The sequence below is a fragment of the Sphingobacterium sp. UBA1897 genome, from assembly GCF_002337775.1.
Taxonomy (GTDB): domain Bacteria; phylum Bacteroidota; class Bacteroidia; order Sphingobacteriales; family Sphingobacteriaceae; genus Sphingobacterium; species Sphingobacterium siyangense.
The window spans coordinates 673,059-688,653 of record NZ_DDGR01000018.1 but is presented as its reverse complement, the minus strand read 5'-3'; the positions used below and the strand labels follow the sequence as shown (position 1 = coordinate 688,653).

At 40.1% G+C, this 15,595-nt stretch carries 14 protein-coding genes; 9 read left to right on the top strand and 5 right to left on the bottom strand.

The annotated features are described in order from the left end of the window. Together B4N43_RS10990 and B4N43_RS10985 are read left to right on the top strand one after the other, a co-directional pair. A partial coding sequence (locus tag B4N43_RS10990) for an SMUG2 DNA glycosylase family protein (protein ID WP_349677178.1) occupies positions 1-749 on the top strand: 749 nt, incomplete at its 5' end. Positions 750-1,090: 341 nt separating this feature from the next. Further along, the gene (locus B4N43_RS10985; RefSeq protein ID WP_286734636.1) at positions 1,091-1,828 is read left to right on the top strand and encodes a hypothetical protein; all 738 of its coding nucleotides are present in this window, start codon (positions 1,091-1,093) and stop codon (positions 1,826-1,828) included. 192 nt (positions 1,829-2,020) lie between these two features. Here the strand turns inward: B4N43_RS10985 and mnmD are convergent, their stop codons facing one another. Next, positions 2,021-2,686, bottom strand: coding sequence for a tRNA (5-methylaminomethyl-2-thiouridine)(34)-methyltransferase MnmD (mnmD, locus tag B4N43_RS10980; protein WP_286734634.1), 666 nt, complete (start codon positions 2,684-2,686; stop codon positions 2,021-2,023). A gap of 573 nt (positions 2,687-3,259) precedes the next feature. On the opposite strand from mnmD, the gene B4N43_RS10975 reads away from it, so the two are divergent. Beyond that, the gene (locus B4N43_RS10975) at positions 3,260-4,510 is read left to right on the top strand and encodes a dicarboxylate/amino acid:cation symporter (protein ID WP_070560724.1); all 1,251 of its coding nucleotides are present in this window, start codon (positions 3,260-3,262) and stop codon (positions 4,508-4,510) included. Between the two features lie 88 nt (positions 4,511-4,598). Here B4N43_RS10975 and B4N43_RS10970 read toward each other — a convergent pair whose 3' ends face one another. Beyond that, positions 4,599-5,558: a lipid A deacylase LpxR family protein gene (locus tag B4N43_RS10970; protein ID WP_286734633.1), complete on the bottom strand. Its 960-nt coding sequence runs from the start codon at positions 5,556-5,558 to the stop codon at positions 4,599-4,601. Positions 5,559-5,943: 385 nt separating this feature from the next. Between B4N43_RS10970 and B4N43_RS10965 the strand changes: the two genes are divergently transcribed. The 4 genes from B4N43_RS10965 (at position 5,944) to B4N43_RS10950 (ending at position 11,334) form a co-directional block, all read left to right on the top strand. Next, positions 5,944-6,351 (top strand): cytochrome c maturation protein CcmE, encoded by a 408-nt coding sequence (locus B4N43_RS10965; RefSeq protein ID WP_046672794.1) that lies wholly within the window; start codon positions 5,944-5,946, stop codon positions 6,349-6,351. A gap of 19 nt (positions 6,352-6,370) precedes the next feature. Next, complete coding sequence (locus B4N43_RS10960; protein ID WP_088163019.1) at positions 6,371-8,830, top strand: heme lyase CcmF/NrfE family subunit; 2,460 nt, start codon at positions 6,371-6,373, stop codon at positions 8,828-8,830. Next, entirely contained in the window at positions 8,830-9,591 is a 762-nt protein-coding gene (locus B4N43_RS10955; RefSeq protein ID WP_286734631.1) for a Rossmann-like and DUF2520 domain-containing protein, read from the top strand. Before B4N43_RS10960 ends, B4N43_RS10955 begins: the two co-directional genes overlap by 1 nt. A 186-nt stretch (positions 9,592-9,777) precedes the next feature. After that, positions 9,778-11,334: an FMN-binding glutamate synthase family protein gene (locus B4N43_RS10950; protein ID WP_120333658.1), complete on the top strand. Its 1,557-nt coding sequence runs from the start codon at positions 9,778-9,780 to the stop codon at positions 11,332-11,334. Positions 11,335-11,435: 101 nt separating this feature from the next. On the opposite strand, the gene B4N43_RS10945 is transcribed toward B4N43_RS10950, so the two are convergent. The 3 genes from B4N43_RS10945 to B4N43_RS10935 form a co-directional block, all read right to left on the bottom strand. Then, on the bottom strand, positions 11,436-11,879 hold the full coding sequence (locus B4N43_RS10945; protein ID WP_070560735.1) for a MarR family winged helix-turn-helix transcriptional regulator: 444 nt from the start codon (positions 11,877-11,879) through the stop codon (positions 11,436-11,438). Between the two features lie 266 nt (positions 11,880-12,145). After that, positions 12,146-12,922, bottom strand: a complete 777-nt coding sequence (locus tag B4N43_RS10940) for an amidohydrolase (RefSeq protein ID WP_046672799.1) — start codon at positions 12,920-12,922, stop codon at positions 12,146-12,148. 84 nt (positions 12,923-13,006) lie between these two features. Continuing rightward, the gene (locus tag B4N43_RS10935; protein ID WP_145329940.1) at positions 13,007-13,975 is read right to left on the bottom strand and encodes a polyprenyl synthetase family protein; all 969 of its coding nucleotides are present in this window, start codon (positions 13,973-13,975) and stop codon (positions 13,007-13,009) included. A gap of 111 nt (positions 13,976-14,086) precedes the next feature. Here B4N43_RS10935 and B4N43_RS10930 point away from each other — a divergent pair, with 111 nt between their 5' ends. Continuing rightward, positions 14,087-15,256 (top strand): glycosyltransferase family 4 protein, encoded by a 1,170-nt coding sequence (locus tag B4N43_RS10930; RefSeq protein WP_286734628.1) that lies wholly within the window; start codon positions 14,087-14,089, stop codon positions 15,254-15,256. Next, positions 15,253-15,582 carry a metal-sulfur cluster assembly factor gene (locus B4N43_RS10925; RefSeq protein WP_046672802.1) on the top strand — a complete coding sequence of 110 codons (330 nt, stop codon included), beginning with the start codon at positions 15,253-15,255 and terminating at the stop codon, positions 15,580-15,582. The genes B4N43_RS10930 and B4N43_RS10925 overlap by 4 nt, the downstream gene beginning before the upstream one ends. The last annotated feature ends 13 nt before the right edge of the window (positions 15,583-15,595 follow it).

The window sequence follows — 15,595 nt, the reverse complement described above, 5'->3', positions numbered from 1 at the left end:
CACCCGGCTTTGTTTTTTTGTTCTTTAAAAATCGTATTTTGTTTTTAAACACACGAACGATGCTAACATTTGCAGAAAAAGTAGTTTTATTCAATAAACACCTTCATTATCAAGGAAGTCTTCCCCCAGAATTCAATGTTATCAACCCCTACCTTGATAACCCCGAAACATTAGTCGTAATGGAACAGTTCTACCAGAAATATTACAATGATAATCTAACCAGAAAATTCATTATCGGCATTAATCCGAGCAGACACGGTGCTGGTGTAACGGGAGTTCCTTTTACAGACACCAAAAGATTAGTTAGTGCATGTGGAATAGAGATGCAATCTGCACATACCCATGAAATATCTTCGGTTTTTATGTACGATATGATTGAAGCTTATGGTGGCCCAGAGATCTTCTACAAACAGTTTTACATCAATTCGCCATTTCCTCTCGCGATTGTGCGAGAAACAAAGCCCAACAACTGGATCAATGCAAATTATTACGACGACAAGCAACTTTTTGATATGGTCAAACACTTTATGATCGATTCCCTAAAACAGCACATTTCCATAGGCTTAGCGACGGATGAGGTCTTTGTGCTCGGAAAGAAAAATGCAACCTTTCTTGCTAAAATCAATAATGAAGAAAAGCTCTTTGGAAAAATGACCATTTTAGACCATCCTCGCTATATCCAGCAATATAAATCCAAAGACAAACTGCATTACATCGATAATTACATCAGCTTGTTAACCGGCCTTTAAATATATCAGTGTGTCTTCCCTCCATTATGCTTTAGCCTTCATTCCGTCTTTAACTCGGAGACAACACGGACACATATCGTACTCATGCCGCTAGCATGTCGAGCCTATCACGTCGTTGTCCCGAAGCTGTTACGAAATTATTCCGAAGCTTTCTCGAAGTGTATACAACGATCATACAATTTAGAAAGATCCCTAACTGTGGTGGCGTATTTTTTACAAATTCCACAGCGTCCTTTTGCTTCCTATTTCCAAATCTCCAATAGGAGTCGAACAGCAATTTCCATTTCCCCAAAAATTAACAACAAATTGTTTTTAAGCAACTTAACAAGTAATTTTATTCTATGGCAACATTAAAAAATGGAAATCTGAAAGGCGCCGTTGGAAATATCGTCTTTCGACAATCAAATGAACAAACAATCGTACAGACGATACCGAAACCTGTAAAGAAACCGACTCCGGCCAAAAAAGCTATTGGATCAGATTTTGGACATATCAGCACCGCCGGTGCCCGAATCAGGGAATTCATGGGGGATATACATTTGAACATGCATGATAGCGACATGCACAACAGGTTAATCACACAGCTCAAAAGAGTGGTCCGTCCAAATGGGCGTCCCACTGGAATGAAAACCATTCATGGGGGAAAAATAGATCGTTTAGTCAATTTTCAATTCAACGATAAATGCCACATCCATGATTTTATGCATTTTGACCCAGATCTTAGCTTATTGGATAAGCAGGTCCATATTCGATTTCCAAAGTTCGACCTTCGCCATGACATCGTATTACCAAAACATTGCGACGCACTGGCAATAAATTTTACCGTCGCCGTATTTAACTTCGAGCTACAGCAGCATATCCATTTTTATTGCCACGAGATTGAACTTAACCTTCATCGATCAGACAAAATAATCGAGCTTGAGGAGCTTATTTTTGATATGGATTATAAAAACGCCGAGACAATAATCGTGGGCATGAATATAGAATATTACAAATTGTTACGTCAAAAACACCTGTTACTTAACAATAAAGAATTTCATCCAGCTGCTATTGTTGCCGCATTTGCTATTGAATCCTAAATAAATCGATATTTTTAACAAGCAGGGAATAAACGGAGTATTCGCCTTTTTTTGCGGCAAATAATTCTTTTATTTACCGCATATACTTTAAAGTCACGGCAGTTTATACACATGAACGATATCGTTGGGGGCACAAGTACAAACGATACGGCGGTTATTCGACCCTTCATGCTATGATATAAGAATTATCCACTACAACTTCGTTGCACGAAGCATTTCTCGCTTGCCTGGTGCACCAGGCGCCTTTTCTATTGAAAATCCCAATGCTTTCATACTGCGTTTGAGGTTCCCGGTAATAGCGTAGGTCACAAAGACACCACCCGGTTTAACAAACTGCGCGATATGTCCCAACGCAGCATCATTCCACATCTCAGGCTGATGCACTGCCGCAAAAGCATCAAAATAAACGACATCAAACAAGCGATCCGACTGGAAATTCATCAATAAGGTATGGTCAATATGAAGCTTTAAGTACTCGTTAATCCGTACGTTTTCCGTCAAAGCCTGCTCGTATGCATTCAAATAGCTTGCCCACACGGTCGGATCTACCGTCGCCTCATAGCCCGTTGCAGCAATAGTAGACAAAGGCAAAGGAAATCCTTCTATCCCGACGTATTCCACCTGAACGGATTTATCGCTAAGAAAGTCAGCTGTTTGCAAAAAATTCAAGCCTGTTCCGAACCCCACCTCCAAGATACCGACGTCGGTCGCTCCTGTCGTTTGTACATAGTGTTCGAGCCCTGTTTTTATAAAAACATGCCTGCTTTCTTGCACCGCACCATGTTTCGAATGATAACATTCACCTATTTCTGCATTAAACAACGTTTTCGAGCCATCTCCTGTCGTTACAAATTCCATTTTTATAAAAATACTTTAAGTTCTAATTTTCACACATGACGTCCAAATGAAGAAACAGACGCCAAACGAATGGCCTACTCCTTGTCCATGACACTTAGTCACTGCTACTGTCCAAAGATAAAAAAGCCGATGCGTGTATCAAAATCCTCATGATTTCCGAAGCACGACCATCTATCAGCGTAGCCTGAAGGAGATGTCAACCAATTAAGCAGTACATCGACTTCCAAATGAAAAATACATATTAATACCGAGCGTGCAGAGATGATGGATACCTCGACAAAAAAAGTTTTCAGTAAGATAACAAGGTCGGCAAAAAGCGGATTTTTTCAGCAAGGTAAAACAAAAATGAACAAACACGCATAAATTCAGCTCGTTTTAATAGACCTATTCGAGAAAAACACTATTTTAGCAATTTAAATACAAAATATTCACAAAACCTAATGAAATATCCAAACCTAACAAGCGCAAGCAATACAACAGCATTGGATATTCTCAATGTGACCAAATACAAAGACAATATAAGCAGTTCTTCCATGTGAATGAACTCCTTTTGAAATAACTAATCATACACCTATGAAATACGCTACAAAAACTTTTGTGCAGAACTACGGCAGTATCTTACTTCTACTCCTTGGGATCAGTATTGGAAGTTTGATCGGCATCTTCTTTCCGCATATCGTCAACAATCTTAAACCGATCGGTGACATTTTCCTAAACCTCCTCTTTGTCAGCGTCATACCATTGGTGTTTTTTGCCATATCCTCATCTGTTGCGAATATCAATGGCGACAGTGTACTGGGAAGGATCATCGGCATGATGTCGTTCGTATTTGTACTGGGTATTGTCGTCGCCGGACTGTCAAGCATCTGCTTCCTTTACCTCTTTCCAGTAGATGCTCCACTGCCTATCGAACAAACAAACAAGATCATGGAAACAGTTGTTCATGATTCTTGGGGTGAAAAAATGGTCCGCTTTTTAACCGTTAGCGAATTTTCAAGTTTATTATCACGACAAAATATGCTGGCCTTTGTCATCTTTTCGTTCCTCGTTGGCATTGCTACGCGCAAATCAGGGGCATCTGCAGAGACCTTCCGTAAATTTATAAACTCGGGCAATGTTGTGATGGGAAATCTGCTCGTGATGGTCATGAACCTCGCGCCCATTGGTTTGGGAGCATATTTTGCCTATCAGGTTGGAACATTAGGCCCTCAGCTTTTTGGTTTTTATGCCAAACCTATCGGTCTATATTACTTTTTTGGAATCTTCTATTTTTTCACGGTATTCAGTTTATTCGCTTTTTTTGCATTCGGACTAAAGGGAATTAAACGTTACTGGCAAAACAATATATTGCCTTCCTTGACCGCATTGAGCAGCTGCAGTAGTCTCGCCACCATGCCAGCCAACTTACTTGCAGCCAAGCAAATTGGAATCCCGGACAGCGTCGCTAGTGTCGTCATTCCCCTAGGCACAACATTGCACAAGCATGGATCCGCGATCGCCTGTATCTTTAAAATCTATATCGCACTTTTATTAAGCGGAAAGGAATTTTTTGATCCAGCCAATCTGATTATGGCGGTTGGCATTACGTTACTGGTGAGCATCGTAGCCGGAGGTATTCCTAATGGTGGCTACATCGGAGAAATGCTGATCATATCGGTTTATCAGATGCCAACGGAGGTGATCCCTTCCATTATGATCATAGCAACCCTCGTCGATCCCCTGGCAACAATGCTCAATGCTACTGGAGATACCGTGGCCGCTATGCTCACCACCAGATTGATCGGGCAAAAACTGGCTGACCCTATTCCCGAAAACCCAGGTTAAACAATCTCCAAACGACAAACATTTGAACGCTGGACCAACGAAGATCCTATCAAGCGGATCCATGTAGGTCCTACTTATGGCTGGCTGATCAAAAACGGTAGGCAAAAAACAGCTCGCCATATTGATGCCGGTGAAACACCGATTTGAGCTCTTTCGAATTGAAGATGTAATTGATACCGTAATTGATCTTGTGGTTAGACCAATTGAAACCAATGCGGTGACTAAGCATCCAAGGCTGAATAGTGTATAATTTGCCTATGGGATCATTTTTACCTCTCCCTCCTTCTACCGTTGCGCTGTAAAAAATACGAGACACGCTTGGTTGATAGACAAAATACCATTCTTTATCATTGTTCGCTCTTCCCTGTGTCAAATGCCCATGTGTAAAGGTGGATGCCTGATAGGATTTCAGCTTCCCCAACCGAAGCGGGGCCGCAATTCCCATATTGGTATTATTTAATCCAATGGTCCCCTCACCTATAATTCCGACATCGAATTGCTGATTTTGACTGCGATATAGTCCTTTTTTATAGGTTGCACTTAAATCAATACCAAAGGAATTTCCAAGCTGCGTATCCCAACCTGTCGCCTCGTACATCCCAAAGAGATGATGGATAAACTTCTGTGCTTCTTCACCGTAGGATTTAGGGCCGATCTGCGCCAATTCAGTCTTAAACTCAACAACCTGATCGTGCGGTAAAAACCGTGTTATCCCAGCACTAAAATAGAGGTAACCTGCAAATGGTCTATCGTATTTCTTTTCCTGCCGTCTATAGTCAATGATACTGATACCATTGTAAATCCGTTGGCCTATTTCAAAATCCAATACCGTATTTGAAGTCTGACTATCTGGTTTCCCTGGCAACGCAATCCTATAGTTGATATTGATACCATTGGTATAATAGCGGTCCTGACCGGTCAGTAGATAAACGTCATTGTCATTTTGGATAGCAATTTCCTGATTACGGAATTTTACCTGTCCAAAAACAAAAAAGCAGGGGAATATAACAGCCCAAAAGAGGCCTAAAAATCGCAAAGCAACACTCATATTAACAGGCAATTGTAAAATTCATGCGATATCATTAGAACCAAAATAGCAAATTTCACTTCAAATTATCCAAAAGCATTCGAATCTAGCTTATTTTTCCAATTAATTCAAACTATTTAGAATAGATATAAATAATATGGAAAAGTTGCATTATTCCTTTCTTAGCGAATCTATTTGTAATTTTGCATTCGATTAGGTCTCAAATGTAATCAATTTGGGATTTTAGTGAGCACAACGTTGTCAGATTTGGGTAATAATCTTTCTGAAAAAACAGGAGGATATCTGGCAGATTGGAATAGCTATTCATCGTTAAGAAAAAACAAACCGGGTGAAACGAGCTCATTTATACGATGAGATCAAACACTTATAAAATAAGTAAATACAAATGAAAAAAAGTTCAATTATTCTAATCGCTATCATTGCTGTCGCAATTGCCATGATACTTGTTATCTATACCGATTCAAGTACCTATTCGACATTTACCGAAGCTAAAGAAAAGAAAACCGAACTATATGTGGTAGGTCAATTGAATAAAGACAAAGCGCTTCATTATGATCCCAAAACTGACGCCAACAAATTTTCGTTTTTCATGCGTGACAACGATGGTACAGAATGTGAAGTGATTTTTAGAGGCGCCAAACCTCAAGATATTGAACGTTCAGAGCAAATTGTATTGACAGGAAAAATGGACGGAAATGTGTTTAGGGCAAGTAAGATATTGATGAAATGTCCGTCAAAATATAACGATAAATCGGTCGTCACCGAGATCAATGCTACTGCTTTCAATAATTAATTCGTAAAATCAATTTTCAATGGACGTTAATTACGTTGGTGAGCACCTGCTACCAGGGCAGATCGGACAATTCTTTATTGTACTTTCTTTTGGTGCTGCACTTCTATCTTGTATCAGTTACTTTTTTGCAACAAAATACCCTGAAGAGAATTCATGGAAAAAAATTGCACGTATTGCCTTTTGGGTTAATGCGGTCTCCGTAGTGGCGATTGGTGCAACTTTATTTTATATTATATACAATCATCTTTTTGAATATAATTATGCTTGGGCGCACTCGTCCAAGACACTCCCTACCTACTATATCATTTCCAGTTTTTGGGAAGGTCAGGAGGGTAGTTTTTGGCTCTGGATGTTCTGGCAAACAGTATTAGGTTCTGTTTTGCTATTTAAAGCAAAAAGCTGGGAATCGTCTGTCATGACTTTCGTCATGTTATGCCAAGCATTTTTAGCTTCCATGATTATTGGTGTGGAAATCTTCGGTCTGCGTATCGGTAGCTCTCCGTTTATCCTATTGCGTGAAGCAATGGATATTCCAATCTTTAGAGAAGCTAATTATCTTTCACTCATCACCGACGGTAATGGTTTGAACCCTTTGCTTCAAAATTACTGGATGGTGATTCACCCACCAACACTGTTCCTTGGCTTTGCGTCGATGATTGTTCCTTTTGCGTATGCAACCGGTGCTCTTTGGACCAAGCGATACAAAGAATGGATCAATGCAGCACTTCCTTGGGCTTTATTTGCCGTGATGATTTTAGGCGCAGGTATTATCATGGGTTCATTCTGGGCTTATGAAGCACTTAACTTCGGTGGCTTCTGGGCATGGGATCCGGTAGAGAATGCATCAATTATTCCTTGGTTTACCCTGATTGCTGCTGTCCACGTCATGATTGCTTATAAGAATTCAGGCCACTCCTACTTCACCGCTACATTTTTGGCGATGATCAGCTTTGTACTTGTTATCTATGCATCTTACCTGACACGTAGTGGTGTCCTTGGAGAGACTTCTGTACACTCCTTTACCGATCTGGGAATGAGCGGACAATTGATCTTATTCAATGTTGTCTTTTTGGTAATCATGGTCGTATTTCTTACCGTCAAAAAGAAAGAGATGCCCATCACAGAAAAGGATGAGGATATCTATTCAAGAGAATTCTGGATGTTTATTGGCGCCTTGGTATTGACTGTCGCATGCGCACAGATCATTGCTTCAACATCAATTCCAGTGTTCAACAAGATCTTTGGCACCAAGGTAGCTCCACCTTTGGATCCGATCCAACATTATAACAAGTGGCAATCGGGTTTTGCAGTGATCGTTATGATCTTAACCGGATTTACACAATTTTTAAAATACAAACGTACCGATAGCCGCAAGTTTTTGGCTTCTACGGTAGCATCGTTGGTTGTGTCTCTCATTCTAACGGCTGCTGTCGTCTATTTTACGAAGACGTATACCAACCTGATCTATATTTTGATCACCTTCGCAAGTATTTTCTGTATTTTGGCGAATATCCGTGTATTGGGTGATGCTGTCAAAGGTAAATGGAAGCTGGCCGGCTCTTCGGTAGCCCATATCGGCTTTGGATTACTACTTATCGGTGCCATGGTGGCCGCAGCAACCAACGAGGTCATCTCGGTCAACAACACAGGTTACATTGCTGTATCGGGATTTGACAAAGTAGAGAAACCTGGCGACAATTTATTCTTGACCGAAGGTGAACCTGTACAAATGGGGGAATACAAAATAACCTATATCGGTGATAGCATTGTGGCTCCAAATACGTTTTATAAAATAAAATACGAGCGGATCGACGAAGAAACAGGTAAAGTGAAGGAGCATTTTGTGCTGCAACCTTTTGCACAAAACAACGCGAAAATGGGCGGTTTGATTGGTACTCCAGCGACCAAACATTATGTCACGCATGACGTGTATACACTGATTACCGCAGCTGCAGCTGAAAGTCAGGCAACACATGCGAAAGTTCCGGCAGAAGACAAAACTGGTTTCGAAGACTACGAGGAGCCGGCAACGTATCAGGTAAATATCGGTGATACCCTACGCTACCGCAATGGATATTATGTCATTGAAGGCTTAAACAAAGAAGCTCACCTGGAGAAAATTCCAAAAGGTCCTAGTGATGTCATGGTTGGATTGAAAATAAAAGTATTTTCGGCCGACAACAAACAGTATGAGGTACAACCAATCTACTTAATTAAAGACGGTGGTGTTTATGACTTCAATAAAGATGTCAACGAGCAAGGGCTTAAATTCAGATTTACGGGAATTAAACCTGACAAGGATAAACTGGAAATCATGGTTTATCAAAAGCCGCTTCCAGAAAAGAAATGGGTCGTATTTAAAGCCATTAAATTCCCATACATCAACTTTTTCTGGTGTGGAACGATTGTCATGACCATTGGTTTTATCATGTCCATTGTGAGAAGAAATAAAGAGGAGAAACGAAAAGCACTTAAATAATGAACATTGTGATCTTAGGAAGCGGTAATGCCGCTACGCATTTTGGACAACAGTTTCAAAAAACAGGACATCATATCGTTCAGATCTACAGTAAAACAAAGGCCAATGCAAATGCATTGGCCTTTGCTCTTCATTGCGCAGCAATTGACCAACTATCTGAACTAGACCTACATGCTGATCTTTACCTCATTGCCGTTACCGATTGGGCCATTGTGTCGCTGGTAGAAGCGCTACCAAAAGATATAAAAGGTGTTGTTATTCATTGTTCGGGAGCAACCGATCTTTCAGTCCTGGCTGGATTTAAAAATGCGGGAGTCATCTATCCCCCACAATCATTATCCAAAAATAAAGCAGTCGATTTTTCGACCGTCCCACTTTGTGTTGAAGGTAACACGGATGAAAATAGTGCCGAGCTACTTCAGTTAGCACAGACATGTGCACCGCGGAGCATCTATTGTAATTCCCAGCAGCGTTTAGCCATCCACCTTGCCTCGGTTATGGTCAACAATTTTACTAACATCCTTTATCAGATGGCCTACGAGCTCTTAGCAGAAAACGACTTGTCCTTTGATCTAATTAAACCAATCATCCTGGAGACGGCAGAAAAAGTGCAAAATCATATTCCAATAACAGTTCAGACAGGACCAGCGATCCGACAGGACAGCACAACAATGCAAAAACATTTGCAATTTATTAGCAATAAACCAGATTTACAGCAAATCTATCAACTTTTGTCGCAGGAGATTACTAAAAGAAAATAGTTTGTTAGAAACGGTTATAAACTTATCAAAACTTACCTCCAAGGGGTAAATATATCCATTTACTTCAGGAACTTTAGTACATTTGCTTCGTCCAAAAGCGCATTTTGGAATGCTAATTGAGTAATAAAATAATCAGTTGGGCTAAACATTAAAATAGCGAATTAAAACTAAACAATCGTATTTTCTATGGAAGTTAGAAAACTCATTCTTTCAATAATGATTGTGATTAATTTAATCATTGTATCATTTGGATTTATATTTACATCAAGCTGGTTTTGGCTGCTTATCATCCCATTTCCATTGCTATTGATTGCGTTATATCATAGTTTCCAGACCAAACATGCCATCCTACGAAATTATCCCTTAGTTGGATATTTCCGTTATATCTTCGAATCTATTCGTCCTGAGTTGAGACAATATTTTTGGGAATCAGACATGGATGGACGTCCATTTAACAGAAGACAGCGTTCGATCGTATACCAACGTGCAAAAAATCAGCGTGAAACTGTAGCATTTGGTATGCAGACTGATCCACAGGCTGTCGGGAACGAATGGGCTGCGCACTCTGTTTTCCCTTGCCATATCGAAAACCACGATCTGCGTACCACTGTTGGAAATGCAGCCTGTAAAAAACCCTATAGCTTAAGTGTGTTCAATATCTCAGCAATGAGTTATGGTGCATTGAGCAAAACAGCAATAACGGCATTAAATAAAGGTGCTGCACTTCAAAACTTTGCACACAATACCGGCGAAGGAGGAATCAGTGACTACCACAACAACGGTGGTGATTTAATTTGGCAGGTGGGTACAGGTTATTTTGGCTGTCGGAATCAGGAAGGAAAATTTGACGCGGAGCTCTTCCGAGAAAAATCCAATCGTGAAAACGTGAAGATGGTCGAGTTGAAACTCTCGCAAGGCGCTAAACCTGGTCATGGAGGTATCCTTCCAGCGGCAAAAAATACACCTGAGGTTGCGGCTATTCGTCACGTCATTCCAGGAACAGATGTGATGTCGCCTCCAGCACATAGCGCTTTCTCCTCACCGACTGAAATGATGCACTTCATACAACAGCTGCGCGAGTTATCGGGTGGGAAGCCTATCGGCTTCAAAATTTGTATCGGCGATAAACATGAGTTTATCGACATCTGTCACGCCATGCAAAACACGCAGATCTTCCCGGATTTTATCTCCGTAGATGGATCAGAAGGTGGTACGGGAGCTGCTCCACTGGAGTTTACAGATAACCTAGGGATGCCATTATACGATGCATTGGCATTTGTAACGAAAACTTTGATTGCTTTTGGTTTAAAAAAACATGTTAAAGTTATTGTATCAAGCCGTATTGTAACAGGTTTCGATATCTTGAAAGTCATTGCCTTAGGCGCAGATGCATGTTATAGTGCTCGTGGTATGATGTTCGCTTTAGGTTGTATTCAAGCACTTAAGTGTAATGAAGACGTCTGTCCGGTTGGGGTTGCCACGCAACAGCCGCATTTATACAAAGGACTCGACGTAAACGATAAATATGTACGTGTTGCTCAGTTCCACCGCAACACATTACGTGCTACAGTCGAAATTATGGAAGCTTGTGGTTTCAAAACACTTTCGGATGTATCGGCAGATAAATTCTATCGTAAGGTAGATGCTATCCGGACACTAAGTTTTCAGGAAATCTATTTCGGAACTGAAGGCAAATTGGTCAATAGCCACACAGATTTCGAGAGCAAACTTTTCGAAGATTAACTGCTAGAAATTCATATAAAAAAGGTCCCCTATGTATTCAACATAGGGGACCTTTTTTATACCCTGATAGTTCCCTTATAAAATCCCCCCACTAAGTATCTTTATTTCAAATTAAACAATACGCGATGCAGAATGGTATTTGATAAGGCAATTTGATCGTCGGCCAAGCCCCCTAAGGCCTGTTCAATAGTATTTTTTGCCTGCTTCATTCCTTCATCCTTCATCTTTCGTCCTATTTTTGTTAAATAGATCAGATTGGACCGTCTGTCGTTTTTATCATTAACGCGGATAACCAAATTTACCCGTTCCAGGTTATTAATTAATCGAGTGACACTTGGTTTATCTCGAAATGTGCGAACAGCAAGCTCCTGCTGGGTAAGCCCCTCTTCTACCCACAGGTTATACATGATACTCCATTGTTCAGAAGTAATGTTTAACCCGGCCTCCTTGAGATTACGCTGTAATCTCCGCATAACTGCTATTGAGTACTTCCCTGTTAAGAAATTATAAAAATACTCTTGTGATACTAAATCTTGGTCTAACATATGAATAATGGTTATGGTTGTTTACGCAACTTATTTTAATAATAAAACGTCGTCTTTAATCCAATATGAGAAAAAGCTAAACGTATTTTGGCTAATAGTTAGCCTAAATTACACTTTAATATAGCTGTCTCAAACAAAATTTTATCAACATGTCATAAGTAGATGTTGATAAATCATAACAATTTGATTTATACTAGACTGAATTTAATAAATAAAAAGGATACAAACAAAATAAATGCTTGCAATTATACCTAATTTAGAGGAAGTTATCCGATAGTAAAAGAGTCGGAATCTTTTAAGAAAGGAAATTTCTCACGTGCTTCCAACAGGTCATTTGGGTTTAAGGTAAAGGTATACAGGTCCTCATCTTCTGGTTTATAATATACCACGTCACCAAGTGGCGATATACACATAGAGCCCCCAGAATAGTAAATATCATTACCATCATGACCTACCCGATTCACCCCAACAACATAAGCTTGGTTTTCTATCGCACGCGCTGGGATAAGGGCTCTCCAATGTGCAGAACGCTTATCCGGCCAGCTGGCCGTATACACTAAAATATCATAGGCGCCATTTTGATTTTTAGACCAGACTGGGAATCTAAGGTCATAACAGATCATTGGGCAAATTTTCCATCCTTTGATATCCACCAGGATACGTTCATTTCCTGGCTCGAAGTACTCGCTTTCTTTAGATAGTCCGAAAAGATGACGTTTATCATATTTGACATATTTACCATCAGGGAACATCCATACAAAACGATTATAGTATTTCCCGCCTTCTTCAATAATCAAAGAACCGGCAACAACGCAGTTAAGTGAGCTTGCCATTTCAAATAGCCATCTTGTTGTAGGTCCATTTGCAGGTTCTGCACATTTCTCGACATTATTCGTGAAGCCTGTATTAAACATTTCGGGGAGAATAATAACATCCGTTTTCTCACGCAATGAGGAAAGTCTCAATGCAAGATTATTTAGATTCTTCTCGATATTTTCCCAGAATAAATATGCTTGAAATACGGTGATTTTTAAAGGCTCCATGAACGTAATCTAAAAATTTATTTAATTATTTTCTTACAAAAAAAACATTTACAGGCAAGATACGAATTTTAATAGAATTTATACTTATTGCTGTCTTACCAAAAGGTTATTTGCTAACACTAATAACGCTTCTTTGCGATCATTTGGTACATTCAATGCTTCCATTTTTTCAAATGCCCGTTGTGTATATATATCTTTCAATTCGTCAGCAGCACTTTTAATCGCATACTTCTCGTATAAGGCAAGCATATCCGCTACTTTTGATGGAGCAGTCGCTATAGATGTGTCCAATAAGCCTTGTAAGACTATCTTATCGTCGTCCGAAATTACCGCCATCAACTTCACCAATAAAAAGGTTTTTTTATTGATCATGATATCACCACCAACGATCTTTCCAAAGGTATCTGGATCTCCATAGGCATCCAAGATATCGTCCTGTAATTGAAATGCTAAGCCGACATTTTCTCCAAAATCGTAGATCAGCTGCTGTTGCTGCTCATCTGCTCCAGACAAAATAGCACCCAACTGTAACGCTCCGCCCAATAACACCGAAGTTTTAAGACGGATCATCTCAAGATATTCAGGCATTGTCAGCGAATCCCGACTTTCATAATCCATATCTAATTGCTGCCCCTCACATACTTCCATAGCCACTTTACTCAAAATTTTCAAGGTTGCAGGCAGGTAAATAGGATTACACTTTGAAATTTCCTCATAAGCTTTGACCAACAAGCCGTCTCCAGACAATATAGCAATATTAGCATCCCACTTTTCGTGCACTGTCGTTTTACCCCTTCTTAAAGGAGCCTTATCCATCAGATCATCGTGGATCAGTGAAAAGTTATGAAAAAACTCCACTGCCTTGGCAGCAGGGATAATTTCATCCATCTCTTGCATACCGAATAATTCGGCAGCCATCAATGTCAGCACTGGTCGAACCCTCTTTCCGCCCAAAGTCAATATATACCGTATCGGATCATATAAATTTGATGGTGTTTCAGGAAATTGACTTGTCTCTATCGCCTCTATCACGAGTTGTTGTAAATGTTGCATATATCTTTACGATCGAATCTTGCGAATATAGCAATAATCATATAGAAATGGCAATTTTGTCCCTTTAAAGGAAGTCACCTCAAAATTGTACATTTGTATAAGTCTTTTATTATGCGCATACTGATTATCCATACATTTTATCAAGATCCTGGTGGTGAAGACACTGTATTTCAGCAGGAATCTTCCCTCCTCGCGCAAGGACATGAGGTCCAAACGCTAACCTTTCAAAATAAAAAGGGTTGGCAGGGTGCATTACAGACAATAGGATCTTTTTGGAATATTTGCGCTGCTCAACGTGTCAAAAAAATAATTCGGACGTTTAAACCGGACATCGTTCACGTTCACAACACCCATTACGCAGCGGGCCCGATTATCGTTCGTACGATTGCAAAACTCGGCATCCCTCAGGTCATGACCTTGCATAATTTCCGTTTACTATGCCCTTCGGCGACGCTGTACCACCACAACCACCTCTTTTTGGACTCACTCCAAGAGGAGTTTCCGTGGACAGCCGTTCGACAAAAAGCATTTAACAACTCTATAGTAAAAACATTTCTTCTCGCACTGAATTACTGGTTTCATCGTAAAATTGGAACTTGGGCAAAGGTAAATCGCTACATCAATTTAAGCTCTTTTGCAAAGAACATCTTCGTTGAATCGACCATACACCTTCCGTCTTCTAAGTTCGAGATTAAACCGAACTTCGTTTTCCCTAATGCAATAGCGCCCGAAGATACACAGGCCCACTTCGTATACGTCGGTCGTCTTTCAGATGAAAAGGGGATATTGAATCTGATCGATACTTTTATCGGAACAGATTTTCAACTACAGCTAATTGGTGGCGGTCCGCTCGAAAATGAGGTCCTGAGAAGAATTAAAGACCAGCCGAATATTTCCTACCTCGGTTTTAAAAAAAGGTCAGAAATACTTCCCCTGATAGCCAAAGCACAGGCACTACTCGTACCATCGATTTGTTTTGAAGGTATGCCGATCACGATTCTTGAGGCTTATTCAGTCGGAACAGCTGTGCTCAGCTCAAATCTAGGCCCACTCCCCGAACTGATTATCCCCGGCAAAACAGGACAAACTTTCGATCCCCACAACAAAAACGATATCATCCAATGTTTAACGGAGTGGAGTACAAAAACGACAAATGAAAAAGATGAGATAAGAAAGACCTGTATTGCTTACTATTTTAGTAATTTTACTCCTGAAATAAATGAAGCGAAATTATTAGCGATCTATCAAAACGCTATTCACGATAAAAAACTGAATAAATGAGTATCATTGTATTAGATAAACTGGGTCTAGCGCCACAAATCCAAGCTGTACTGGAAACAATTTATGATCCTGAACTGAAACCTGCAAATATTGTGGATTTGGGGCTTGTCTATGAAATCATTACGAAGGAAGAGGGTATTGCAAAGATTGTAATGACGCTGACGGCTCCTGGCTGTCCCGTGGCAGGCGAAATCATGAATGAAGTTCAAGAAAAAGTTGCTGCCGTCGCGGGTGTCAAAGAAGCATTGGTCGAATTGACATTTGATCCACCCTGGACAAAAGACATGATGTCGGAAGAAGCAAAGCTAGAATTAGGGTTTTTGTAAAATCCAATATCTA

Coding starts and splice junctions, on each gene's coding strand:
- B4N43_RS10985 (WP_286734636.1), top strand. CDS start 1,091: ATGGCAACATTAAAAAATGGAAATCTGAAAGGCGCCGTTGGAAATATC.
- mnmD (WP_286734634.1), bottom strand. CDS start 2,686: ATGGAATTTGTAACGACAGGAGATGGCTCGAAAACGTTGTTTAATGCA.
- B4N43_RS10975 (WP_070560724.1), top strand. CDS start 3,260: ATGAAATACGCTACAAAAACTTTTGTGCAGAACTACGGCAGTATCTTA.
- B4N43_RS10970 (WP_286734633.1), bottom strand. CDS start 5,558: ATGAGTGTTGCTTTGCGATTTTTAGGCCTCTTTTGGGCTGTTATATTC.
- B4N43_RS10965 (WP_046672794.1), top strand. CDS start 5,944: ATGAAAAAAAGTTCAATTATTCTAATCGCTATCATTGCTGTCGCAATT.
- B4N43_RS10960 (WP_088163019.1), top strand. CDS start 6,371: ATGGACGTTAATTACGTTGGTGAGCACCTGCTACCAGGGCAGATCGGA.
- B4N43_RS10955 (WP_286734631.1), top strand. CDS start 8,830: ATGAACATTGTGATCTTAGGAAGCGGTAATGCCGCTACGCATTTTGGA.
- B4N43_RS10950 (WP_120333658.1), top strand. CDS start 9,778: ATGGAAGTTAGAAAACTCATTCTTTCAATAATGATTGTGATTAATTTA.
- B4N43_RS10945 (WP_070560735.1), bottom strand. CDS start 11,879: ATGTTAGACCAAGATTTAGTATCACAAGAGTATTTTTATAATTTCTTA.
- B4N43_RS10940 (WP_046672799.1), bottom strand. CDS start 12,922: ATGGAGCCTTTAAAAATCACCGTATTTCAAGCATATTTATTCTGGGAA.
- B4N43_RS10935 (WP_145329940.1), bottom strand. CDS start 13,975: ATGCAACATTTACAACAACTCGTGATAGAGGCGATAGAGACAAGTCAA.
- B4N43_RS10930 (WP_286734628.1), top strand. CDS start 14,087: ATGCGCATACTGATTATCCATACATTTTATCAAGATCCTGGTGGTGAA.
- B4N43_RS10925 (WP_046672802.1), top strand. CDS start 15,253: ATGAGTATCATTGTATTAGATAAACTGGGTCTAGCGCCACAAATCCAA.